We start from the raw sequence: 26,904 nt of genomic DNA, 5'->3' as shown, positions 1-26,904 counted from the left end.
AGATGACGAGTTTGACTTCGCCGCAGCCGAACGAGCGCGCCGCCGAGGGGAACGTGCCCGATGGGGCGTTCCCACTGTCCTCGGTGCAGAGGAGCATGTGGTTCGCGCAACAGCTGAGCCCCACGGTTCCCAAGTTCATCGCCCAGTACGTCGAACTGCGGGGCCACATCGACCTGGACCTGCTGAGTGAGGCCGCCGTGCGCGCCGCCCACGAATTCCAGTCGCCGTTCCTGCGGTTGCTCGATGTCGACGGTGAGCCGTATCAGATGGTGGATCCCACCATCGACCCGTCGATCGGGTTCCGCGACTTCCGCGGTGAGGCCGACCCGCTGGCCACCGCGAAGGCGTGGATGGATGAGGACTGCGCGACTCCGCTGCGCCTGACCCGCGATCGGCTCGTCGAGATGACGGTGCTGCAGATCGGCGAACAGCACTACTTGTGGTACACAAGGATTCACCACGTCGCGCTCGACGGCTACAGCGGCATGACCATGGCCAATCGTGTTGCGGCACTCTACACATCCCTCGTCGAGGGCACCGAGCCCGAACCGAATCGGGCGCTCGATCTGCGCGAACTCTACGACCTCGATCAGAAGTACCGCTCCTCCAGCAGGTTCGAGAACGACCGCAAGTACTGGGCCGAGCGAATCGTCGGCATCGAGCACGGCAGCACCCTGGCAACCCACGACGCACCGGCCGCGGCGCAGAGCCGGCTCGAGAGCGCCACGCTGTCCGAGGCGGCCCTCGAATTCCTCGATGTCTCGGATCAGCGGGTGGGCGCGACTTCGGCGGCCGTGATGGTCGCCGGGTTCGCCTGCTATCTGTCACGGATGACGGGTCGACGGGACGTCCTGATCAATCTGCCGGTGTCGGCGCGCACCACGGCCCCCCTCCAGCGGTCCGGCGGCATGCTCGTCAACGTCGCGCCGCTGCGCATCACCGTTCGTCCCGAGGACACCGTGGCGGAACTCGTGCAGCGTGTGCAGCTGGAACTGATGGGTGCGCTGCGCCATCAGCGGTGCAGCCTCGAGGACATCCGCCGCGACGCGGGATTGTCCGGGACCGCCGAGGGTTTGGCAGGCCCGATGGTCAATGTGATGCTGTTCCACCAGACGTTCACACTGGGCTCGGTGGTGGGGGAGTATCACATCGTCACCTCGGGCCCGGTGGACGATTTGTTGGTCAACATCTATCAGGGCGGCGATGGGGAGACCCTCCTCGACTTCCGCGGCAACCCCAACCGGTACGGGCCCGAGGAATTGCGGGCGCATCATCGCCGGTTCGCTGAGCTGATCGAGAAGTTCATCACCGCTGATCCGCAGACCCGGACGGCTGCCATTCACGCCGAGAGTGCCCGGCTGGCGGCGCGGGTTCTGGAACGGCAGTCCCAGCTCGATTTCTGGTCGCGTGAACTGGCGGCGCTGCCCGAGGTGACCGCACTTCCGCTCGATCGGCCGCGACCGGCGGAGCGGGACGGTGCCGGCGACGTGGTCGACTTCTCCGTCGATGCCGAGGTGCAGCGACGGGTGCACGAACTGGCACGAGACGCCGGCACCGGACCCTTCGTCGCCGTACACGCGGCGCTCGCGATACTTGTGGGACGACTCGGGGACACCGACGACGTCGTGATCGGGACGCCTATCGTCGGCCGGGACCCGATCGACTCCGACGACCCGGAAAGTGGCACGTTCTTCAACAAGGCCGTCCTGCGCTCGCACGTGGACGGAGCGTCTTCCTTCTCCGGCCACCTCGCGCGGATCCGGGACGCCGACCGCGCTGCCTTCGCGCATGCGGCGTTGCCGTTCGACGACCTGGTTGCCCGGCTCGTCACGGAGCCGGACCCGTCACACGCACCGCTGTTCCAGGTGATGCTCGAGTTCACAGACGGCGGTCACCCGCACGACACAGCCGGGGACGTGCGCATCGATCCCATCGAGCGCGAACACCGGCCGCTGGGTCTCGATCTCGTCTTCTCGCTCACCGAATCCGAATCGGGCGGCGGCATCGACGGCCGCGTGCTGTACGCAACGGACGTGTGGGATCGCAGCAGTGCCGAGGCGCTGGCGGGGCGTTTCGTTCGCATCTTGCGGGCGGTGACGACCGATCCGGCGGCACCGATCGGGGACGTCGCCCTGCTCGAGCCCGCCGAATACGCGGAGTTGAGTCCCGTTCGCGGCGACACCTCCGTGGAGCCGCGGACTCTGCCTGCGTTGCTGCGGCACGCGGTGGAGACGGGAAGCGACGGTGTGGCGCTGGTCTTCGAAGGCCGCACGCTGACCTATCCGGAACTCGACGAGCAGTCCGACCGCCTCGCGCGAATGCTGACCCGCCGCGGTGTGGGGCCAGGCACGGTCGTGGCACTGGCGATTGCGCGGTCGATCGAATCGGTGCTGGCCACCTGGGCGGTCGCGAAGTCCGGCGCCGCCTTCGTGCCGGTCGATCCGCACTATCCGCCCGACCGCATCGAGCACATGCTGACCGACTCCGGCGCCCTCGTCGGACTCACCGTCACCGCACATCACGACGCCCTACCGCAGACGGCACCGTGGCTGGTGATGGACGACCCCGAGTTCGGGCAGGCACTGGCCGACCAGCCGCCCGGCGCCGTCACCGACGCGGACCGTCTCCGGCCGCTGCGGTTGGCCGACCCGGCCTATCTCATCTACACCTCCGGCTCCACCGGCACCCCCAAGGGTGTCGTCGTCACCCATGTCGGGCTGGCCAACTTCGCTGCCGACCAACGCGCACGGTTCGGTGTCACACCGGAGTCCCGCACCCTGCACTTCTCGTCGCCGAGTTTCGACGCCTCCATTCTCGAACTTCTGCTGGCGGTCGGTGGTGGAGCGACCATGGTGGTCGCCCCCTCCACGGTGTACGGCGGCAGCGAACTCGCGGACCTGCTCCGGCGAGAGCAGGTGACGCATGCCTTCGTCACCCCGGCGGCGCTGGCGTCGGTCGACCCCGACGGTCTCGACTCGATCCGGTGTGTCGTGACCGGCGGGGAGAGTTGTCCTCCCGCCCTGGTGGAGCAGTGGGCACCGGGCCGGGTGATGTTCAACGCGTACGGGCCGACCGAGGCCACGGTGGTGGCCAGTGTCGCCGGACCGCTGGTCGTGGGGGAGCCTGTCACCATCGGCCGGCCGTCCCGCGGTGTCGACCTGCTGGTGCTCGACGCACGCCTGCATCCCGTCCCCAAGGGGGTGCCGGGCGAGTTGTACATCACCGGTCACGGTGTGGCACGGGGGTACCACAACCGGCCGATCCCGACGGCCGAACGGTTCGTCGCCGACCCGCACGGGGCACCGGGACAGCGGATGTACCGCACCGGCGACCTGGCGCGGTGGAACCTTCGCGGCGAACTGGAATACTTGGGCCGCACCGACTTCCAGGTGAAGATCCGTGGCTTCCGCATCGAACTCGGTGAGATCGACGCCGTCGTACGGTCGCATCCCGCCGTCGCGTTCGCGACCACGGTCGGGCGCACCGCCCCCTCCGGGGACACGGTGCTGGTGACGTATGTGCTGCCCGAGGTCGGCGCCGAACTCGTCGTCGAGAACGTCCTCGAACACGCGGCGGCCGTGCTGCCGCCGCACATGGTGCCCGCACGCATCATGGTGCTCGCCGAGGTCCCGCTGACCCCGGCCGGCAAGCTCGACCGGAAGGCGTTGCCGGAACCGCACTTCGAGGCCACCTCCACGGTGTACCGGGCGCCGGGAACTTATACGGAGATACGGGTCGCGGAGGTGTTCGCGGACCTGCTGGGCATCGAACGAGTCGGCGTCGACGACAGCTTCTTCGACCTGGGCGGTGATTCACTGGTCGCCACCCGGGTGGTCTCCCGGGTCAACACGGCACTCGGCACGGAGATCGGGGTGCTGGACCTGTTCGAGGCGCCGAGCGTGGCGCTGCTCAGTGCCCGCATCGATGCCCTCGGGCCCCGCACGTCGGCACGCCCGCCGCTGGCGCCGCGCACCACTGCCGGCCCGGTGCCGGTGTCGCTGGCGCAGCAGCGGATGTGGTTCATCAACCAGCTCGACACCGCATCCCCGGCCTACAACATTCCGGTGGCCATCCGGTTGCGCGGCACCCTCGACGTGGAGGCATTGCGTGCCGCGGTGCGTGACGTCCTCGAACGGCACGAGTCGCTGCGGACCGTCTTCCCCAATACCCCGAACGGGCCGTTGCAGGTGGTGCTGCCGGTCGCGGACGTCAGCCCGGACCTCGACGCGGTCGAGGTAGCTCCCGACGAGCTCGACATCCATCTGCTCGCTGAGGCGGCGACCGGGTTCGATGTGACCGTGCAGCCGCCGATCCGCGCCAAGCTGTGCCGGACGGCGACCGAGGATCATGCGCTGGTCTTCGTGGTCCACCACATCGCGGCCGACGGACTGTCGATGACTCCGCTGACGCGGGACGTCATGGTGGCCTACCACGCCCGCGCCGCCGGTGAGGTCCCGCAGTGGGCGCCGCTCGAGGTGCAGTACGCCGATTTCTCCGTGTGGCAGCGGGAGCTGCTCGGCTCCGCCGACGATCCCACCAGCGTGCTGTCCCGGCAGCTGTCGTTCTGGGCCCGCACTCTCGACGGCGCCCCGGAGGTGCTGGATCTGCCCACCGACCGGCCGCGCCCGGCACGGCAGTCGATGGTCGGCGGTACAACGGATTTCACCATCCCGGCACGTCTGCACGCCGCCCTGCTCGACATCGCCGGCGCCCACGACGCCAGCCTGTTCATGGTGGTGCACGCCGCCCTCGCGGTGCTGCTCTCCCGGTCGAGCGGATCGTCCGATGTATCCATCGGCTCCCCGGTGTCGGGTCGCGGCGAGCGGCAACTCGACGACGTCGTCGGCATGTTCGTCAACACCGTGGTTCTGCGCACCGAGGTCGATCCGGAAAGCAGCTTCCCCGAAATCCTCACCCGCACCCGGACCGCCGACCTCGCCGCCTTCAGTAACACCGACCTGCCGTACGAGCTACTGGTCGACGAGCTGAAACCGGCACGCTCCGAAGCCCATTCGCCGCTGTTCCAGGTGATGCTCGTGCTCCAGGGCTTCGCGGACACCCGGCTCGAGCTTTCCGGGCTCGAGGTGGAAGTCCAGGGGCTCGAGACCGGTGCCGCCAAATTCGACCTGCAGGTGATCCTCACCGAGCACATCGAGAGTTCCGGCGCACCCGGCCCGATCGACGCCCAATTCTCCTACGCCGCAGAGCTGTTCGAGCCGTCCACGATGGCCGCCCTCGCGGAACGGTTCGTCACGCTGCTCGACACCGTCACCACCCGCGCCGAGGCGAAGGTCGGCGACATCGAGTTGAGCGGCCCCGACGAGAACCGCCGGATCCTGCAGGAGTGGAACGACACCACCACCGTCGTACCGTCCTCGGCCACCCTGGTCAGCCTCTTCGAGGCCCAGGTGCGGCGCACGCCGGACGCGGTGGCAGTGGTGTTCGGGGAAGACGAATTGCTGTACGCGGAGTTCGATGCCCGCGCCAACCGGCTCGCCCGCGAACTCCTCGCCCGCGGCGTCGGTCCGGAATCCCGGGTGGCCGTGTCGTTGCGGCGTTCGCTCGAATTGATGATCGCCATCTATGCGGTCGAGAAGACCGGGGCCGCCTACGTTCCCCTCGATCCCGACCATCCGGCGTCGCGTATCGCCTACGTCCTCGACAACGCCGCGCCGACGTGTGTCCTCACCTCGGCCCGTGATCGCTCCGAAGGGCTCATGAGCGAAGCCGGGAGCTCCGCGATCGAAATCGACACCCTCAACCTGGCGGCCCGGACGAGCACACCGATCACCGACGCCGAGCGGGGCGGATCCATCCATCCCGATTCGACGGCCTACGTGATCTACACCTCCGGTTCCACCGGTAGGCCCAAGGGCGTTGCGGTGAGCCACCGGGCCATCGCGAATCGGTTGCTGTGGATGCAGGACACCTATCACCTGGACCACACGGACGTGGTGCTGCAGAAGACACCCGTCACATTCGACGTGTCGGTGTGGGAACTGTTCTGGCCGCTCGAGGTCGGAGCCCGGCTGGTGCTCGCGGCGCCGGACGGTCACCGCGACCCCACGTATCTGTCACACGTGATCGCCGACCATCAGGTCACGACCATGCACTTCGTGCCGTCGATGCTCGCCGTGTTCACCGCGGGCGCGGAGCCCGACCTGTGCGGTTCGCTGCGCCAGGTGTTCTGCAGCGGTGAGGCGCTCCCGCCTGCCACGGCCGACGCCTTCCGGGACTTCGGAACGGCGGCGCTGCACAACCTGTACGGCCCGACGGAAGCCGCCGTCGACGTCACCTATTGGGAATGCACCGAGGCGGACCGGGTGTCGGTGCCGATCGGTGCCCCGGTGTGGAACACCCAGCTCTACGTCCTCGACGCCCGCCTGCATCCGGTGCCGGTCGGCGTACACGGTGAGCTGTACCTGGCCGGTGTCCAATTGGCCCGCGGATATGTCGGGCGTCCCGACCTCACCTCCGACCGCTTCGTGGCCAACCCGTTCGGCGAGCCCGGTCAGCGCATGTACCGCACCGGCGACATCGTCCGGTGGCGTGCCGACGGCAACGTCGAGTACATCGGCCGGCGCGACTTCCAGGTGAAGCTGCGCGGACAGCGGATCGAGCTCGGCGAGGTGGAGGCCGCGCTGCTGGCGCATCCGTCGGTGGCGCAGGCCGTGGTGACCGTGCATCGCAGCGAGGCGACGGGGGAGAGCCTGGTCGGTTATGTGATCCCGGTGGCCGGCGTGGAGATCGACACCGCCGACATTCGCGACACCGCGGCCGAGTCGCTGCCTGCGTACATGGTGCCCACCCGCATCATGGTGCTCGACCGGTTCCCCCTCGGCGCCACCGGCAAGTTGGATCGCGGTGCGTTACCAGAGCCGGAGTTCTTGAGCCCGTCAACCGAATTCGTGACTCCACGCAATCCGATCGAGGAGATCCTCGCCTCAATTTTCGCGGACCTCCTCGGAGCACCGCGGATCGGCGTGTACGACAGCTTCTTCGACCTCGGCGGCAACTCCCTGGTGGCCACACGGTTGGTGGCTCGGGTCAATGCGGCACTGGGCAGCCGCATCGGTGTCCGGGAAATCTTCGACGCCCCGAGCGTCGCCACGCTGGCCACGCGGATCGAGTCCGAGGCCGTCCACAACGCCGAGCGTCCACCGCTGGTCGCCGGCGATCGGCCGGAGCGGGTGCCGGTGTCGCTGGCGCAGAAGCGCATGTGGTTCATCAACCAGTTCGACATCGATTCGCCCGCCTACAACATCGCGCTCGCGGTGCGACTGACCGGTGACCTCGACGACGACGCCATGCAGGACGCCGTCGCCGACGTCCTGGAACGGCACGAGTCGCTGCGCACCCGCTTCCCGATGGTCGACGGCGAACCCGTCCAGGTCGTCCTCGACACCGAGGACGTGGTGCCGGATCTCACCCCCGTCGAAACATCGGAAGACGACCTCCCGCAACACATTGCGCGTCTGGCCGGCGCCGGATTCGATGTGACGGTCGCGGTGCCGGTGCGCGCGGCCCTGTTCTGCACCGCACCCGAGGACCACGTGCTGGTCATCGTCGTGCATCACATCAGCGCGGACGGCTTCTCGATGGCGCCCCTCGCCCGGGACGTGATGACCGCGTACGCCGCCCGCACCGGTGGCCAGGCACCCGACTGGGCGCCACTGACCGTGCAGTACGCCGACTTCGCGCTCTGGCAGCACCGGGTGCTCGGCAGCGCCGACGACCCGGACAGTCTGCTCGCCGCCCAGCTCGACTACTGGACCCGAACCCTCGCCGGACTTCCGGAGTTGCTGGCGCTGCCCACGGACCGTCCACGGCCGACCCAGCAGTCCTTCCGCGGTGGTGTCCACTCGTTCAGCATCGACCCCCAGGTGCACAGCCGGTTGATCACCACAGCGAGAGAACACAATTCGAGTGTCTTCATGGCAGTGCACGCGGCCCTGGCCGTCCTGCTCGCCCGGCTCGGCGACACCGATGACGTCGCGGTGGGAACGCCGATCGCCGGTCGTGGTGACGCTGCCCTCGACGACATGGTGGGCATGTTCGTCAACACCCTCGTGCTACGCACCCCGGTGAAGCCGGGTTGCTCCTTCTCCGAACTCCTGGCCAAAGTCCGCGATACCGACCTCAGCGCTTTCCATCACTCGGACCTCCCGTTCGAGCGACTGGTGGACGCCATCTCGCCCGAACGTGCGACGTCGCATTCACCGCTGTTCCAGGTGGTACTCGAGTTCCGCAACAACGAGCGGCCACGTCTCGAGCTGCCCGGGCTGACCGTCACGGGGCTCGACCTCGCCACCGACATCTCCAATTTCGATCTCCAGCTGACCCTGACGGAGGAGTTCGGGGTGTCGGGGGAGCCGGCGGGCATCTCGGCCGCCTTCACGTACGCGGCGAGTCTGTTCGACGCGTCGACGATCGCCGGTTTCGCCGATTACCTGCAGCGGATCTTCGACGCCGCCACGGCGGATCCGGAGCGCGCCGTCGGGGACATCGAGCTGATGGTGGCCTCCGAGCGCGCCGCGCTCACCCCGGTGATGGACGCACCCGACACCGAGCTGCGCACACTTCCCGAACTGCTCGCGGCCGCTGCAGCGACGGATCCGGAGGCGGCAGCACTGATCTACCAGGGTCGGGAGGTGTCGAACCGGGATCTCGATCAGCGATCGAACCGGCTGGCCCGCCTACTGATCGGCCGCGGCGTCGGCCCCGAATCGGTGGTGGCGCTGGCAATGGGCCGGTCCGTCGAATCGGTTCTGTCCCTGTGGGCGGTGGCCAAGACCGGCGCCGCGTTCGTGCCGGTGGACCCGGATTACCCGACCGACCGCATCGTGCACATGCTGACCGACTCGGGCGCGCAGCTGGCCCTGACGGTGACCGAGTTCCGGTCCGCTCTTCCTGAATGCGTCGACTACCTGGTCGTGGACGCACACGAGCTCGGTGACGACCTGGCCGAACAGTCGTCGGCTGCCGTCACCGATGCCGACCGAACGCTGCCCGTCGCCTTGGACAACACCGCGTATCTGATCTACACGTCAGGATCGACCGGCATGCCGAAGGGCGTCGCTGTCACCCACCGGGGCCTGGCGAATTTCGCGACGGACGAACGCACCCGATTCGGCATCACCGCGACCTCGCGGACCCTGCACTTCTCCTCCCCGAGCTTCGACGCCTCGATCCTCGAGCTGCTGCTCGCCGTCGGGTCCGGGGCGACGATGGTCATTGCGCCCTCGACTGTCATCGGCGGCACCGAACTCGCCGATGTACTTCGTGAGGGCCGGGTCACCCACGCGTTCATCACCCCTGCTGCGATGGCGTCGGTGGAACCCGTGAATCTCGATCACCTCGAATGTGTCGTGACCGGTGGTGACGTGTGCCCGCAGGAGCTGGTGGCGCAGTGGGTCACCGCAGACCGGCGGATGTTCAACGCTTACGGCCCCACCGAAGCGACCGTGGTGTCGAGCGTGACCGGTCCGATGGTGCCCGGCGAACCCGTCACCATCGGCAGGCCGCCGCTGGGTACGGGCGAAATGGTGCTCGATTCGCGGCTGCACCCGGTGCCGAACGGGGTGACCGGCGAGTTGTACGTCACCGGTTCAGGACTCGCGCGGGGCTACCGGAACCGGGCCGGCACGACGGCCGAGCGGTTCGTCGCCAACCCGTACGGCGGCCTCGGCGCCCGGATGTACCGGACCGGTGACCTGGCGCGATGGAACCGCGACGGACAACTGGAGTACCTGGGCCGCAGCGACTTCCAGGTGAAGATCCGCGGCTTCCGCATCGAGCTCGGCGAAATCGAGACGGCACTCGCCCGCTACCCGGGCGTGGCCCATTCGGTGGTGTCGGCGCACAAGGGCAGTACCGGGGTGAACCGGCTCGTCGGCTACGTCGTGCCGACCAACGGCGCCGAGCTCGAGCCGGAGGCCGTCCTCACCTTCGTCGGCAGCTTCCTTGCGCCCTACATGGTGCCGTCCGCGTTGATCGTTCTCGACGCGCTGCCGCTGACCCCGGCGGGCAAGCTGGATCGGCGGGCACTGCCTGAGCCGGACTTCGGCGCCCGCGTGTCGTCGGGGCGCGCACCGGTCTCGGAGATGGAATCGGTGCTGGCCGACCTGTTCGCCGAAGTCCTCGGACTCGAGTCGGTGGGCGTGGAGGATTCGTTCTTCGCACTCGGCGGCGACAGCATCATGTCGATCCAATTGGTGGCCCGCGCCAAGTCGGCGGGTGTGGTGCTGACCCCACGGGACGTGTTCGAGGCCAAGACGGTGGCCGGGCTGGCGGCGGTGGCGTCCTGGGTGGGCGACTCCGACGTGGTGGTGCTCGAAGAGCTGCCCGGTGGCGGCGTCGGTGCCATGCCGACCACCCCCATCACCGCGTGGCTCCTCGAGCGCGGTGGCGAGTTCAACCGCATGTCGCAGTCGATGTTGCTGACCGCGCCCCCGAATCTGCGCGCGATCGAACCGTTGATCGAGACGTTCCAGGCTGTACTCGACCGGCACGACATGTTGCGGGCACAGCTGATCGTCGGGACCGACGAGTCGCATCTCGAGGCGTGCCCGGTCGGCTCGGTGGCCGCGCGCAACATTCTGCGTCGGGTGCCCGTGTCCGCAGCTCCTGGCACCTCCGAGTTCGCCGGCGCCGTCATCGCGGAACTCGATGCGGCACTGGACCGTCTCGACCCGGCGTCGGGTTCGATGCTTCAGGTGGTCTGGTTGGATGCCGGTGACGCCGGCGGCCGGTTACTCGTGGTCGCACACCACCTGGTGGTCGACGGGGTGTCGTGGCGGATTCTGGTGCCCGATCTCGCGACGGCGTGGGCGCAGGTTTCGGCGGGTCAGGAGCCGGTCCTCGAGCCGGTCGGCACGTCGATGCGGCGCTGGGCGCACGGACTGGTGGACCAGGCGGGTGAGCGGGCCGTCGAACTCGACCTCTGGCAGCGGATCCTCGACTGCGAGGACCCGCTGATCGGTAGCCGACCACTCGATCCGAACATCGATGTGAACGCCACCGTCGGCAGGATCACCGTCGAGCTGCCGGCCGAGGTCAGCGAGGCGATCCTCACCGCCGTGCCGGACGCGATCCACGGCAGCGTCAACGACGGGCTGCTCACCGCACTCGCGATGGCCGTCACACAGTGGCGCAGGTCCCGGCTCGTCACCGGTGCCCATGGGCGGCCCGTCGACGGCACGCTCGTCAGCCTCGAAGGCCACGGGCGAGAAGACCAGGTGGTCCCCGGTGCCGACCTCGGCCGCACCGTCGGCTGGTTCACGGCGATGTTCCCGGTGCGCCTGGACCTGTCGGGCATCGACCTCGACGAGGCCTTCGATGGTGGCCGGGCCGCCGGCTCGGCGATCAAGGCGATCAAGGAGCAACTGCTCGCCATCCCCGACCACGGCATGGGCTACGGCATGCTGCGGTACCTGAACCCCGACACCGGACCCGTGCTCGCGGATCGCTCGCTGCCTCAGATCAGCTTCAACTACCTGGGCCGGTTCGCCGCCGACCTCTCCGAGGCCGCGACCCGCGCCGGGTGGGCGCCGACCGGTGAAGTCGACATGGACCGCGCCCAGGACCTCGACACACCCGTCACCTCCGCCATCGACATCAACGCCGTCACCACCGAGGTCGAGGACCGCCCGCAGCTGCGCGCGACGTGGGCCTACGCGGCGGGTGTACTCGACGTGACCGAGGTGCGGGAACTCGCGGAACTGTGGGTGCAGGCGCTGACCGCGCTCACCACCTACGCGTCCCACCCCGACGCCGGCGGAATCACCCCGTCGGACCTGGACCTGGTGTCCCTCGACCAGGACACGATCGACCGCGTCGAGGCCCGCTTCCCCGCGCTGTCCGACATCTGGTCGCTGTCGCCGTTGCAGTCCGGTCTGCTGTTCCACGCACTCCTGGCCGAAGAGTCGATCGATTCGTACACCGTGCAGATGACGATAGAGCTCCGCGGTGCGGATTCGGCGCGGCTGCGGTTGGCGGGGCAGGCCCTGCTCGACCGGCACGCGAATCTGCGGGCATCGTTCGTCTACGACGAAGGTGGCACCCCGATCCAGGCGATTTCCCGGCAGGTGGAGCTGCCGTGGACGGAGATCGACCTGTCCGGTCTCGACGCCGACGCGCGTGCAGCCGAGATGGACCGCATCGCCGACGCCGACCGGCGACGTGGGTTCGACATGTCCACCCCGCCGCTCATCCGGTTCACGCTCATGCAGGTGGGCGGGGACGAACAACATTTGATGGTCACCAACCACCACATCCTCCTCGACGGCTGGTCCATGCCGTTGCTGATCCGCGACCTGCTGACGCTGTACGCCACCGCGGGCGACACCGCCGCGCTGCCCCGGGTGAACCCTTACCGTGACTACCTCGCCTGGATGTCGCATCGCAGCACCGAGGAGTCGCTCGGCGTCTGGGCACGCGCCCTTGCCGGTCTGGAAGGACCCACCCTGCTCGCACCGGCCGACGCGGCCGCCCAGAGCACCGACGAATCGAGTGAACTGATCGTCGAACTCGACGACGACGACACCGAACTCCTCAGCGCGCTCGCCCGAGAGCGGGGCATCACGCTGAGCACCTTGATTCGCACGGCATGGGGAATTGTGTTGGGCAGCTTGACCGGCCGCACCGATGTGGTCTTCGGTGGCACCGTGTCGGGCCGGCCCCCGCAGATCCCCGGAATCGAATCGATGATCGGCTTGTTCATCAACACGCTGCCGGTTCGCGTCGTGCTCGATCCGTCGGAGACGCTGGGGGAGTTGCTCGAGCGCATTCAGAGTGAGCAGGCGGCGTTGCTCGATCACCACTATCTGGGGCTCACCGACATTCAGGGCGTGGGCGGCGACGGCGCCGTTTTCGACACCCTGACGGTGTTCGAATCGTATCCGGTGGACCGGGCGGGCCTCACCGAGAACACCGACATCGCCGGCATGAACGTTCTCGACGTGCACGACCGCGCCAACGCCGCGCACTATCCGCTGGCGGTGATCGCCTCCGCGCACGAACGCCTGCAACTGAAACTCGAGTACGTTCCCACCTTGTTCGACGGTGACGCCGTCGCCCGCATCGGTGACAGAGTGGTCCGGGCCCTGATGGCACTCGCCGAGCGGCCGAATCTGCGGTTGGCACAGTTGCGGCTGCTCACCGAGGCCGAGGAGACCGCGCTGGTTCCGGTCCGGGGACTGCCGGGCCGTTCCGTGCGGACACTGCCGGCGATGTTCGCGGAGACCGCCGCGGCGGCCGGTGACGCCACCGCGGTCGTGGCCTCACACCGCCGGTTGACCTACCGGGAACTCGACGAACGGTCCAACCGCTTCGCGCGACTGCTGCTCCGCCGCGGTGTCGGACCGGAAGATTTCGTCGCCCTGGGCATTTCGCGCTCCCTCGAATCGATCGTCGCAGTGTGGGCGATCGCCAAGACGGGTGCAGCGTTCGTGCCGGTCGATCCGGGCTACCCGCGTGAGCGAGTCGAACACATGCTCGGCGATTCGGGCTGCAGGTTCGGTGTGTGCGTGAACGCGGACCGCGGCCGGTTGCCGGCCGCCACGACCACGTGGTTGACGCTCGACGACCCCGAGACGGTCACTGCCGCAGCCGAGATGTCGGCCGATCCGGTCACCGACGACGAGCGTGTCGTGCCACTGCGATTCGCGCACCCGGCGTACATGATCTACACCTCGGGATCGACGGGCACCCCGAAGGGTGTGGTGGTCAGCCACCGTGGCCTCGACAACTTCGCCGAAGAACAGCGCGCCCGGTACGGGACCGACTCCACGTCGAGGACGATGCACTTCTCGTCGCCGAGCTTCGACGCGTCGGTCCTCGACTACCTGATGACGTTCGCGGTCGGCGCGACCATGGTGATCGTGCCGACGTCCGTCTACGGCGGTGACGAACTGACCGAACTGATCCGGTCCGAGGGCATCACCCACGGATTCATCACTCCCGCCGCGCTGGCGTCGGTGGACCCGGAAGGCCTCGACGGCTTCCGTACCGTGGCGGTCGGGGGCGAGGCCGTCCCGCCGGAACTGGTAACGCGCTGGGCCCCGGGCCGAAATATGCTCAACGCCTACGGCCCCACCGAGTCCACCATCGTCGCCAACCTCAGTGATCCCCTGGAAGCCGGCGAGCCCGTGACGATCGGCGGACCGATCCGTGGTACCGCCGAGGTCATCCTCGACGCCTGGCTGCAGCCGGTCCCCGTCGGTGTCGCCGGGGAGCTGTACATCAGCGGTGAAGGACTTGCCCGCGGCTACCATGCGCGGGCGGGGCTCACCAGCGAACGGTTCATCGCGAATCCGTTCGGTGAGCCGGGCGAGCGCATGTACCGTACCGGTGACCTCGCGCGCTGGCGTCCGGATCGAACAGCGGAATACCTCGGCCGCAGCGACTTCCAGGTCAAGGTTCGTGGTTTCCGCATCGAACTCGGTGACATCGACAGTGCCCTCGCCGGGCATCCCTCCGTGGCGTTCGCCGTCACTCTCGGGCGCCCGGGGCCGACGGGTGACACCGCACTCGTGTCCTATGTGCTGCCCGAGGCCGACGCAACGCTCGAGCCGCCGGAGCTGAAGCAGTGGGCGGCGGAACTGCTGCCCGCCCACATGGTTCCGTCGAGCATCATGATTCTCGACGAGATCCCGTTGACCCCGGTGGGCAAGCTCGACCGGGCGGCTCTACCGGAACCACAGTTCCTGCCGACGACGGACGAGTTCCGCCCGCCGTCCACGGTGCTCGAGCACACCATCGCCGACGTCATCACCACCGTCCTCGGGATCGAGCGGGTCGGCATCGACGACAACTTCTTCGACATCGGTGGTAACTCGCTCATCGCCACCCGCGTGGCCGCCCGGCTCACCGCCGAGTTGGACACCCAGATCGGAGTGCGCACCCTGTTCGAGGCGCCGACGATCCACGCTCTCGCCCGCATGATCGAATCGACCGCGTTCGCCCCCGCCGGGGACGGCGACCATGCCAGGGTTCCGCTCGAGCCGAGGCAGCGACCGGAGCACGTGCCGGTGTCGCTCGCGCAGAAGCGCATGTGGTTCCTCAACCAGTTCGACACCTCGTCCGCCGCGTACAACATTCCGCTCGCGGTGCGGCTGACCGGACGGCTGGACGTGGAGTCGCTGCGCGCGGCCGTCACCGACGTCTTCGTCCGGCACGAATCGCTGCGCACCGTGTTCCCCTCCCACGATGGGGAACCGACGCAGGTGGTGCTCTCGCCCGGACAGTGGACACCGAATCTCGAGATTGCCGACGTGGCGGACAGCGAACTCCACGAGCACATTGCCGCGCTCGCGACCGCAGGGTTCGACGTGACCGCCGACGTGCCGATTCGTTCGGCACTGTTCGCTCTCGCGCCGGACGAGCACGTGCTCGTCATCGTGGTGCACCACATCTGTGCCGACGGCTTTTCACTCACTCCGCTCGCCAGGGACGTGATGGCGGCCTACGCGGCCCGCATCGCGGGTAGCGCACCGCAGTGGAGCCCCCTGTCGGTGCAGTACGCCGACTACACGCTGTGGCAGCTCGAACAACTCGGCAGCGAAAGTGATTCCGAGTCCCTCATCTCCCAGCAACTGCGGTACTGGACAGACCAGCTCGCGGACCTGCCCGAGATCCTGCAGCTGCCCACGGACCGCGCCCGGCCGGTTCAGCAGTCGTTCCACGGCGCCCAGGTGGACTTCACGATTCCGGCCGAGCTGCACCGTTCGTTGTCTGCGCTGGCGCGCAAACACAACTCGACCATGTTCATGGCCGTGCACGCAGCCCTGTCCGTGTTGTTGTCGGCGTTGTCGTCCACCGAGGACATCGCGGTGGGGACACCGATCGCCGGTCGCGGTGAGGCGGCACTCGACGAGATGGTCGGCATGTTCGTCAACACCCTCGTCCTTCGGGCCGCCGTCGACCCCGCCGGGGGCTTCGGCGAACTGATCGATCAGGTGCGGGCCACCGACCTCGCGGCATTCCACCATTCGGACGTGCCGTTCGAGTGGCTGGTCGACGTGCTGGCACCGGAACGGTCCACCGCGCATTCCCCGCTGTTCCAGGTACTGCTCGAATTCCGCAACAACGAGACCCCACGTCTCGAGCTTCCGGAATTGACAGCTACGGCAGTCGATTTCGACCTCGAGGTGGCCAAATTCGACCTGCAGCTCAGCGTCGAGGAACGCTTCGACGAGGAGGGGACCGCAGCCGGGATCACCGCGGCGTTCGTCTACGCCACCGACCTGTTCGACGCCGGAACCGTGCGCACCATCGCTGACCGGTTCCTGCGGGTCCTCGGTGCGGTGACCGCCGATCCGCACGGCCCCGTCGGTGACATCGAACTCACCGACGCCGCCGAACGGGCCGCCATGGCGACCGAGTGGAACACCGTCGGCGTCGATGCCGGTCACGACACACTGGCGGACCGCTTCGCGCAGACCGTCGCCCGGTTCCCCCAGGCCACCGCGGTCACCTCCGAGGACGTGGCGTACACGTACCGCGAGCTCGACGACCGCTCCAACCGGTTGGCGAGGTTGCTCATCTCGCGTGGAGTCGGCCCGGAAACCCTCGTCGCGGTAGCGCTTCCACGTACCTGCGATCTGATCGTCGCGTTGCTCGCGGTGATCAAGTCGGGCGGTGGATATCTTCCGGTCGACATCACCTATCCCGCAGACCGGCTGGCGTTCGTCTTCGAGGACGCCGCACCGAACTGTGTGATCACGACCGTCGGCGACGCATCGGCGCTTCCGGAATCCGGGACGCCCGTCATCCTCCTCGACGACATCGAGACCGACGCCGATCTCGGCCGGCTGTCACCGGCGGCGATCACGGACGACGATCGGGTCACCGCCCTCGATGCGTCGTCGGTGGCCTACGTGATCTACACCTCCGGGTCGACGGGCCGCCCGAAGGGTGTGGTCGTCTCACACCGCAACGTGCTCACCCTCTTCGCGAACACCCAGCCGCTGTACGGATTCGACGAGAACGACGTCTGGACGATGTTCCACTCGTATGCCTTCGACTTCTCCGTGTGGGAGTTGTGGGGACCGCTGCTCTACGGCGGACGACTGGTGGTCGTCGACTACTACACCGCCCGGTCACCGGAAATGTTCCACGAACTGCTCCGCAACGAGCAGGTGACGGTCCTCAACCAGACGCCGACTGCGTTCTACCAACTGGCCGAGACCGACCGGATCGTCTCGGAGATCGACGTGACCGCAGCTGCACTGGCGTTGCGGTACGTGATCTTCGGTGGAGAGGCCCTCGACCTCGGTCAACTGGGACGCTGGTATGCCCGGCACGACGACTCCTCGCCGACCCTGGTCAACATGTACGGCATCACCGAGACCACCGTTCACGTCAGCTACCTGCGGCTCGACCGTGCGTTCGCCGAGTCGGCCTCGGCCAGTGTGATCGGACGCGCCATCGCCGGGCTGCGTGTGCACGTGCTCGACCGGCGCCTGCATCCCGTACCGCCGGGCACCATCGGCGAAATGTACGTGTCCGGCGAGCAGGTCACCCGGGGCTACCTCGGCCGTGCGGCGCTCAGCTCCACCCGGTTCGTCGCCGACCCGCTCGGGTCCGGCACACGGATGTATCGGACCGGCGACCTGGCGCGCTGGAACGCCGGGGGCCAACTCGAATACCTGGGCCGCAGTGACTTCCAGGTCAAGATCCGCGGTTTCCGCATCGAACTCGGTGAGATCGAGTCGGCGTTGCTCCGCTACCGCGGGATCGCGCAGGCCGTCGTCCTGACCCGCGACGACGGCCACGGGGGCAACAGGCTGATCGGATATGTGGTGCCCGAGTCCGGGTCCACCGTGGAGGTGTCCTCGGCGCTGGAATTCCTCGGCACCCAGCTCACGTCCTACATGGTTCCCGCGACCCTCGTCGTCCTCGACGCCCTGCCGCTCACCGGCAACGGCAAGCTCGACCGCCGCGCGCTGCCCGAACCGGACTTCGGCGCCCGGGTGTCCGCGAGCCGGGCACCCACCACCGAAATGGAAACGGTGCTGGCCACGTTGTTCGCCGAGGTTCTCGGACTGGACTCGGTGGGTGTGGAGGATTCGTTCTTCGCGCTCGGCGGTGACAGCATCATGTCGATCCAGTTGGTGGCCCGCGCCAAGGCTGCGGGTGTGGTGCTCACCCCGAGGGACGTGTTCGAGGCCAAGACGGTGGCCACCCTCGCCGAGGTGGCGTCCTGGGCCGGGGCTGCCGACGTGGTCGTCCTCGAGGAGTTGCCCGGTGGCGGGGTGGGCGACATGCCGACCACCCCCATCACGTCGTGGCTGCTCGAACGCGGCGGCGACTTCCGCCGCTACACCCAGACGGCGCTGCTCGCCCTGCCCCCGGCAACCGACCGCACGATGCTCGAGCGCACGGTCCAGGTGGTCGTCGATCACCACGACATGCTGCGCGCCCAGCTGGCCGGGCCCGCACCACGGTGGCGTATCGAGGTGCGCGGGCCCGGGTCCGTCGACGTCCGCGAGTTCCTCCACCGCGTCGAGGTGCCCGCGGTGACCGGTTCCGCCTTCGTCGAGATCGCCACCCGCGAACTCGACGAGGCCGCGGGACGACTGGACCCGGTGGCCGGTGTCATGTTGCAGCTGGTGTGGTTCGACGCCGGTGACGGCGGCGGACGGTTGCTGGTGGTCGCTCATCACCTCGTGGTCGACGGGGTGTCGTGGCGGATCCTCGTCCCCGACCTGGCCACCGTGTGGGCGCAGCTCTCCGCGGGCCAGGAACCGGTCCTCGAGCCGGTCGGTACGTCGATGCGCCGGTGGTCCCACGGTCTCGCCGGCGCTGCCGTGGACCGCGCCGGGGAACTCGACCTGTGGCGCGAGGTGCTCAGCGGTGACGACCCGCTGATCGGGTCGCGGCCACTCGACCCGGACGTCGACGTGGCGGGCACCGTGGAGAAGCTGACCGTCGAAGTGCCCACCGACGTGACCGACGCACTTCTCACGAAGGTGCCCGAGGCATATCACGGCGGAGTCAACGACGGCCTGCTCGCGGGACTGGCGCTGGCACTGGCGCGGTGGCGTGCCCGGTCGGCGCGGCGCACCCACGGTGCAGGCTGGGCCCAGTCACTGGTCAATCTCGAAGGCCACGGTCGTGAAGACCAGGTGCTGCCGGGTGCGGACCTCGGCCGCACCGTCGGTTGGTTCACCGCGATGTTCCCGGTGCGCCTGGACCTGTCGGGCATCGACCTCGACGAGGCCTTCGACGGTGGCCGGGCCGCCGGCTCGGCGATCAAGGCGATCAAGGAGCAACTGCTCGCCATCCCCGACCACGGCATCGGCTACGGCATGCTGCGGTATCTGAACCCGGACACTGCAGAAGAACTGCGCGCGCTGCGCCAACCTCAAGTCACGTTCAACTACCTCGGACGGCTGGGCGGGACAACGTCGACCGATACCCACGGACACCCGTGGGTTCCGGTGAGCGACACCAAGCTCGACGACGTTCCCGCCTCCGACATCCCGGTCGCCTCGGTGCTCGACATCAACGCCGTCACCGACGCCGCCGCCGACGGAAACCGGTTGCGCGCGACATGGGCGTTCCCGGCCGGTGTCCTGACCGAAGCGGAGGTACGCGAACTCGCCGAACTCTGGGTGCAGGCACTCACCGCGTTGACTGTCCATGTGTCGCGGCCCGGTTCGGGCGGGGTGACGCCGTCCGACCTCGACCTCGTCAGCCTCGACCAGACCGCGATCGACCGCCTCGAGGACCGCTTCCCGGCACTCGCGGACATCTGGTCGCTGTCACCCCTGCAGTCGGGCCTGCTGTTCCACGCGCAGTTCTCCGACGCCGCCGTCGACCCGTACCTCGTTCAGCTGACCCTCCAACTGCGCGGGCAGGTCGATGCCGACCGGATCCGCCGCGCCGGCCAGGCACTGCTCGATCGGCATCCCAACCTGCGGGCCGCATTCGTCCACGACAGCGCGGGGGCCTCCGCCCAGATCATCCAGAACGGTGTCGTCCTGCCGTGGTCCGAGTTCGACCTCTCGGATCTGGAACCGGCCGAGACCGAGCGGGACTACGACCGGATCCTGGAGCGAGACAGGGCGGTCAAGTTCGACATGTCGCAGGCACCGCTGCTGCGGCTCGCGCTGATCCGGCTCACGGACCAGGACTACCGGCTGGTCCTGACCAATCACCACATCCTGCTCGACGGCTGGTCGACGCCGCTGGTCATCCGTGACCTGCTTACCCTGTACGCCACCGACGCCGACGGCAGCCTGCTGCCGCGGGTGCACTCGTACCGCGACTACCTGTCGTGGATGCGACGCCACGACATCACCGAGTCACTCGCGGCGTGGCGCGCCGCTCTCGACGGAGTGGACGAACCGACGCTGCTCGCGCCGATGGACCGTGCCGAAGCGCATTCGGCGATGGCCGAGGAAACCGCCTTCACCCTGTCGGAGGAACAGACCACCCGCCTGCGTGAGCTGAGCCGTGAGCGCGGACTGACCCTCAACACGGTCGTGCAGACGGCATGGGGCATCGTGCTGGGTGGACTGATCGGACGCACCGATGTGGTGTTCGGCGGAACCGTGTCGGGCCGGCCGCCAGAGATCCCCGGCATCGAGTCGATGGTGGGTCTGTTCATCAACACCCTGCCGGTCCGGGTGGCGCTGAACCCCCGGGAACCGTTGGGAGAGCTGCTCACCCGCGTCCAGAGCGAGCAGGCGGCACTGCTCGATCACCATTACGTGGGGCTCACCGACATCCAGTCGGTGGCCGGGCTCGGGGCGGGCTTCGACACGCTGACCGTGTTCGAGTCGTATCCGGTGGACAAGGACGGGCTGACCGAGCACACCGATATCGCCGGCATGTTCGTCACGGGTATCGGGGGCAAGGACTCGGCGCACTATCCGCTCGCCGTGGTTGCGTCCGGTGACGAGCGACTGAACCTGAAATTCGAGTACCTGCCGGAGGTGTTCGAGGAGCGCGCGATCGACGAGATCGCGGATCGCCTGCAGCGAGTACTCGCCGCCATCGCCGATCGGCCCGAGATCCCCCTGGCGCACATGCAATTGCTCACCGAGTCCGAACTCGCCGAGTTCGCTCCGGTGCGGGGGCGCCCCGGTTTCTCGGTCCGGACCCTCCCACAGATCTTCGAGGACGCGGCCGCGCTCGATCCGAACCGCACGGCTCTCACCTTCGAGGGCCGGAACGTGTCCTACCGCGAACTGAACGAGCGTTCGAACCAGTTGGCGCGTGTTCTGATCGCGCGCGGCGCGGGCCCGGAGGCGTTCGTGGCGCTGGGAATTCCCCGGTCCATCGAGTCCGTTCTCGCTGTCTGGGCGGTCGCCAAGACGGGCGCAGCCTTCGTCCCGGTCGACCCCAACTACCCGATCGACCGCATCGAGCACATGCTCACCGATTCCGGTGCCACCATCGGACTCACCACGACGGCATACGAGAAGGACCTCCCCGACACGGTGCCGTGGCTGCTGCTCGACTCCCCGAAGTTCGAGAAGGCGTGCCAGGCGAAACCGGCTCTGCCCGTGGCAGATTCGGATCGGAAGTCGCCGATCAGCCTCGACAACGCTGCGTACATCGTGTACACGTCGGGTTCGACCGGTAAACCGAAGGGCGTCGTGGTCACGCACGAGGGACTCGACAACTTCGCCGAGGATCAGCGTCAGCGATTCGGGGCCACCCAGACCTCGCGCACGCTGCACTTCTCCACTCCGAGCTTCGACGGGTCGATCTTCGAGTACCTGCAGGCCTTCGGCGTCGGCGCAACCATGGTGATCGCCCCACCGACCGTCTACGGCGGTGCCGAGCTGGCCGAACTGATCCGTGCCGAACACGTCACGCACGCCTTCGTGACCACGGCTGCTCTGGCCACGGTCGATCCCACGGATCTCGACGAGTTCCAGCACGTGACCGTCGGTGGGGAAGCGTGCCCGCCGGAACTGGTGACGCGGTGGGCCCCCGGCCACAACCTGTTCAATGGGTACGGCCCCACGGAGACCACCGTGATGGCCAACATCAGCGACCCGTTGGCGGTGGGCGAGCCGATCACGATCGGCGGACCCATCCGCGGTGTCGAGGAGCTCGTCCTCGACGCCCGGCTCCAGCCCGTCGCGGTGGGTGTGCCCGGCGAGCTGTACATCACCGGCGCCGGCCTGGCGCGGGGCTACCACCAGCGGCCCGCGCTCAGCAGCCATCGCTTCCTCGCCAACCCGTACGGTGAGCCGGGGGAGCGGATGTACCGCACCGGCGACATCGTCCGGTGGCGTGCCGACCACTCGGTCGAGTATGTGGGGCGCAGCGACTTCCAGGTCAAGATCCGCGGCTTCCGCATCGAACTCGGCGAGATCGACGCCGAGATCGCCACCTTCCCAGGCGTCAGTTTCTCGGCCACACTCGGCGTGCCCGGACCGTCCGGAGACACCGTTCTGGTCACCTACCTGCTGCCTCTGACGGAAGGCGGGATCGACCCGGCCGCGTTGACGGCGCACCTGTCCACACGGCTTCCCGCGCACATGGTGCCGTCGAGCATCATGTTCCTCGACGAGATCCCGCTGACACCGGTGGGCAAACTGGATCGTTCGGCGCTGCCGGCGCCGGAACTCAACGTCCACACCAAGGAGTTCCGCGCGCCGTCCACCGATCTCGAGCGGACGATCGCGGACATCTTCGCCGACGTCCTCGGACTCGAGCGGATCGGCGTCGACGACAACTTCTTCGACCTCGGTGGCAACTCCCTCGTCGCGACCCGCGTCACCGCCCGGCTCCGTGATGCGCTCGACACCGACATCGGAGTTCGGGCACTGTTCGAAACGCCCGACGTGCGATCGCTCGCCGAGCGGATCGGCGAGGGTTCCGTTCCCGGCGGGGGTGCCCGCCCGCCGCTCGCCCCGGTCGAGCGACCCGAGCTGATTCCGCTGTCCCTGGCGCAGAAGCGGATGTGGTTCCTCAACCAGTTCGATCCGTCGTCGCCCGCCTACAACATTCCGCTCGCGGTGCGGCTCACCGGACGGCTCGACGAGGAAGCGTTGCGGTTGGCCATGTCGGACGTGCTCGAGCGGCACGAGACGCTGCGCACGGTGTTCCCGACCGTCGGCAACGAACCGACCCAGCGGATACTTCCGGCGGAGCTGGTCCGGCCGGAATTCACGACCGCCACGGTGACCGCGGAGGAGCTCCCGGCGCGCATGCGGGACCTGGTGTCCCGCGGATTCGACGTCAGCACCGACCTGCCCGTGCGCGCCGCCCTCTTCCGGACCGATCCCGACCATCACGTCCTCACGATCGTGGTTCATCACATCTGTGCGGACGGGTTCTCCCTCGCCCCGTTGGCGAGGGACGTCATGGTCGCGTACGGCGCGCGGCTCGAAGGAGACGGTCCGCAGTGGGCGCCGCTGCAGGTGCAGTACGCCGACTACACCCTGTGGCAACACACCGTGCTCGGGTCGGAGGACGATCCGGCGTCGCTGATCAACCGTCAGCTCCGCTTCTGGTCGCAGACTCTCGCCGGACTTCCGGACGTCATCCAGTTGCCGACCGACCGGCCACGCCCCATTCAGCAGAGTGTCGAAGGCGATCGGGTGGAGTTCGCGATCAACGCCGACCTGCACCGGCGGTTGACAGCCCTCGCCCGGGAGAACAACGTCACCATGTTCATGGCGGTCCATGCCGCCCTCGTGGTACTCCTGGCTCGCCTGGGCAGCACCGATGACGTCGTCATCGGGACACCGGTCGCCGGCCGCGGGGAAACCGCTCTCGACGACATGGTCGGCATGTTCGTCAACACGCTTGTCTTGCGGAGTCGCATCGATCCCGCGACGACGTTCACCGAGCTGGTCCGTCAGATCCGCGAAAGCGATCTCGCCGCGTTCGCGCACTCGGACCTGCCATTCGAACGGTTGGTGGAGGAGTTGAACCCGAGGAGGTCCACGTCCTACTCACCGCTGTTCCAGGTGGCTCTCGAGTTCCAGAACAATGAGCGCGCATCGCTCGAGCTGCCGGACCTGCGGGTCGAAGGCGTGGATCTCGAGACGAGGGTGGTCAAGGAAGACCTCGAGGTCATCCTCGCCGAGCAGTTCGACTCGGCCGGTGCCCCCGCCGGGATCAGCGGTGGCCTCGACTTCGCGGTGTCGCTCTTCGACGAGGAAACCGCCCGCAGGATCGCCGACCGGTTCGTCCGCGTCCTCGCCGCCGCCACCGCCGACCCCGAGCAGTCCATCGGGACCCTGCCCATCCTCGACGAGGCGGAACAGGAGGAGTTGGCTCCCGCCCGCGGCAAGCCGGAGGTCCGGCCCGAGCTGTGGCCCGACATCCTCGCCGCCGCGGCGGCCGTCGCGCCCGAGGCGACAGCCCTCACCTTCGAGGACCGTCACGTCAGCTACCGCGAACTCGACGAATGGTCCAACCGACTGGCCCGGGTCCTGAGGGCCCACGGTGTGGGCCCGGAAACGTTCGTCGCACTGGGCATGCCGCGTTCCATCGAAGAGGTGGTGTCGATCTGGTCGGTGGCCAAGTCCGGCGCGGCGTTCGTGCCCGTCGATCCGACGTATCCCCGTGATCGCATCGAATACATGCTCACCGACTGCCGGGCATCGGTCGGGATCACCGTTGCCGAGCGTCGGGACAATCTGCCGGAATCCGTCCCGTGGCTGGTGCTCGACGACGAGGAATTCGCGGAGCAGGTGGCAGTGGTGTCCTCGGAGCCGATCACCGACGCCGACCGGACGCGACCCCTCCACCTCGGGCATCCCGCCTACCTGATCTACACCTCGGGTTCGACGGGCAAGCCCAAGGGCGTCATCGTCACCCATCGGGGCATCGCCAACCTCACCGCGGAAGAGCACGAGCGTTTCCTGGTCACCCTCGACTCGACGGTGTCGCACCTGGCGTCGCCGAGCTTCGACGCCTCGGTGTTCGAGCTGATGATGGCGTTCGGCGCCTCGGCTCGGCTGCTCATCATCCCGCCGACCATCTTCGGCGGCGACGAACTCGCGGAACTGCTGCGCAGGGAACAGGTGACTCACGCGTTCATCACCCCGACCGCGCTGTCCTCGATGGAGGATCGCGACCTCGACACGCTGCGGATGCTGGCCGTGGCCGGCGAGGCGTGCCCGCCCGAGCTGGTCGAGGTCTGGGGCCGCCACCGCCGCATGCACAACGGGTACGGTCCGACGGAAACGAGCATCCAGGCCAGTGTCAGCGCCCCGATGCGACCCGGTGGGGTGGTCAACATCGGTGCACCCGCCATCGGCTTCGAGTACCTGGTACTGGACGAGCGGCTGCAACCCGTCCCGGCGGGCGTCCCCGGTGAGCTGTACATCGCCGGGCCCGGATTGGCGCGGGGGTACCACAAGCGCGCGGCCCTCACCTCGGAACGGTTCCTGGCCTGCCCGTTCGGCGAGCCCGGACGGCGCATGTACCGGACCGGTGACGTGGTGCGGTGGCGCGGGGATCACACCGTCGAGTACATCGGCCGCACCGACTTCCAGGTGAAGGTGCGGGGCTTCCGCATCGAACTCGGTGAGATCGACGCCGTTCTCGCCCGCCATCCGGCGGTGGCCTTCGCGGCCACGATCGGGCACACCGGGCCGTCCGGAGACACCCTGCTCGCGGCCTACGTGCGCGCCGTCGACGGCCACGACCTCGATCCCGCGGAGCTGCGCACCTACGCGGCCGAGCGACTGCCCGCCCATATGGTTCCCTCGGCCGTGGTGGTGCTCGATCAGGTGCCGATGACCCCGGTGGGCAAGCTCGACCGCAAGGCGTTGCCGGCGCCGGAGTTCGGGACCACCGCGGCCGCATTCCGCGCACCCGACACCGAAACCGAACGCGTCGTCGTGGAGGCGTTCGCGGAGGTGCTCGGAGTGGATCGGGTCGGGACGGCGGACAGCTTCTTCGACCTCGGCGGCAACTCGATCGTCGCCACCCGCGTCATCACCGTTCTCCAGGAACGGCTCGGCCGGCGGATCCCGCTGCAGTCGATGTTCCTCGATCCGACACCGGCGGGACTGGCGCGCCGGATCGACACCGACGGCGGCGGCGAGTCAGCCGTCGACGAGGCGCTGCGTGTGGTGATTCCGCTGCGACCGACGGGGGAGACACCGCCTCTGTTCTGCATCCATCCCGGGATCGGGCTCTCGTGGGGTTACGCCGGGTTGCTGCAACACCTATCGCAGGACCGTCCCGTCTACGGCCTGCAGTTGCCGAGCATCAGCGGAGGACCGACCTTCGACTCGATCGAGGAGCTCGCCCACCACTACGTGCGCGAAATGCGGAGCATCCAGAGTTCCGGGCCGTACCACCTGCTCGGGTGGTCCCTCGGCGGCATCATCGCGCAGGCCATCGCGGTGGAGTTGCGGCGGGAGGGCGAATCCGTCGCCACCCTCGCCCTGATGGACAGCTACGTGATCGGTGACGCCGACGCCACCCCGGACAGCCTCACCGTGTCCGAGTTGCTGCACGGTCTCGGGCTCGACCTCGAGTCCGAGGGCGAAGACGGAGAACTCACCTACGAGCGCGCCGTCGAACTGCTCGACGAGGCGTTCGGGCAGAAGACAGGGATCACACCACAACACCTCGAGCGCATCAGCCTCGGGTTCACGAACTCGTCGAGACTGATGAACGAGTTCCGTCCGCAGCAGTTCGACGGGGATCTGCTGTTCTTCACTGCGGCGTCGTCACCTGCGGAGCACTCACCGGTGGAGTGGGCGCAGTGGGTGAGCGGACGAATCCGGGAAGTGAAGCTCGAGTGCGAGCACAACCAGATGATCGAGCCGGAGGTCCTTGCGGTCATAGGGCCGGTGCTCGAGGAGTATCTCGATCTGCCCTGAGCCGATGCGTGCCCGCGGCCCCGCTGTGACGGGTGGGCCGGTCCGATTGCAGTGACGTAACGGACCGGCCCGGATACCGATAACACCG

General features: G+C 68.2%; 1 protein-coding gene. It reads left to right on the top strand.

Annotation, left to right across the window (positions count from 1 at the left end; all coding sequences use genetic code 11):
• Window positions 1-2 precede the first annotated feature (2 nt).
• Window positions 3-26,816, top strand: a complete 26,814-nt coding sequence (locus tag JQT59_RS23070; RefSeq protein WP_213572137.1) for a non-ribosomal peptide synthase/polyketide synthase — start codon at window positions 3-5, stop codon at window positions 26,814-26,816.
• Window positions 26,817-26,904: the final 88 nt, after the last annotated feature.

This window comes from Rhodococcus sp. USK13 (assembly GCF_018343855.1).
Lineage (GTDB): Bacteria > Actinomycetota > Actinomycetes > Mycobacteriales > Mycobacteriaceae > Rhodococcus_F > Rhodococcus_F oxybenzonivorans.
The sequence above is the reverse complement of the archived record's forward strand: the minus strand, read 5'-3'. Positions and strand labels throughout refer to the sequence as shown.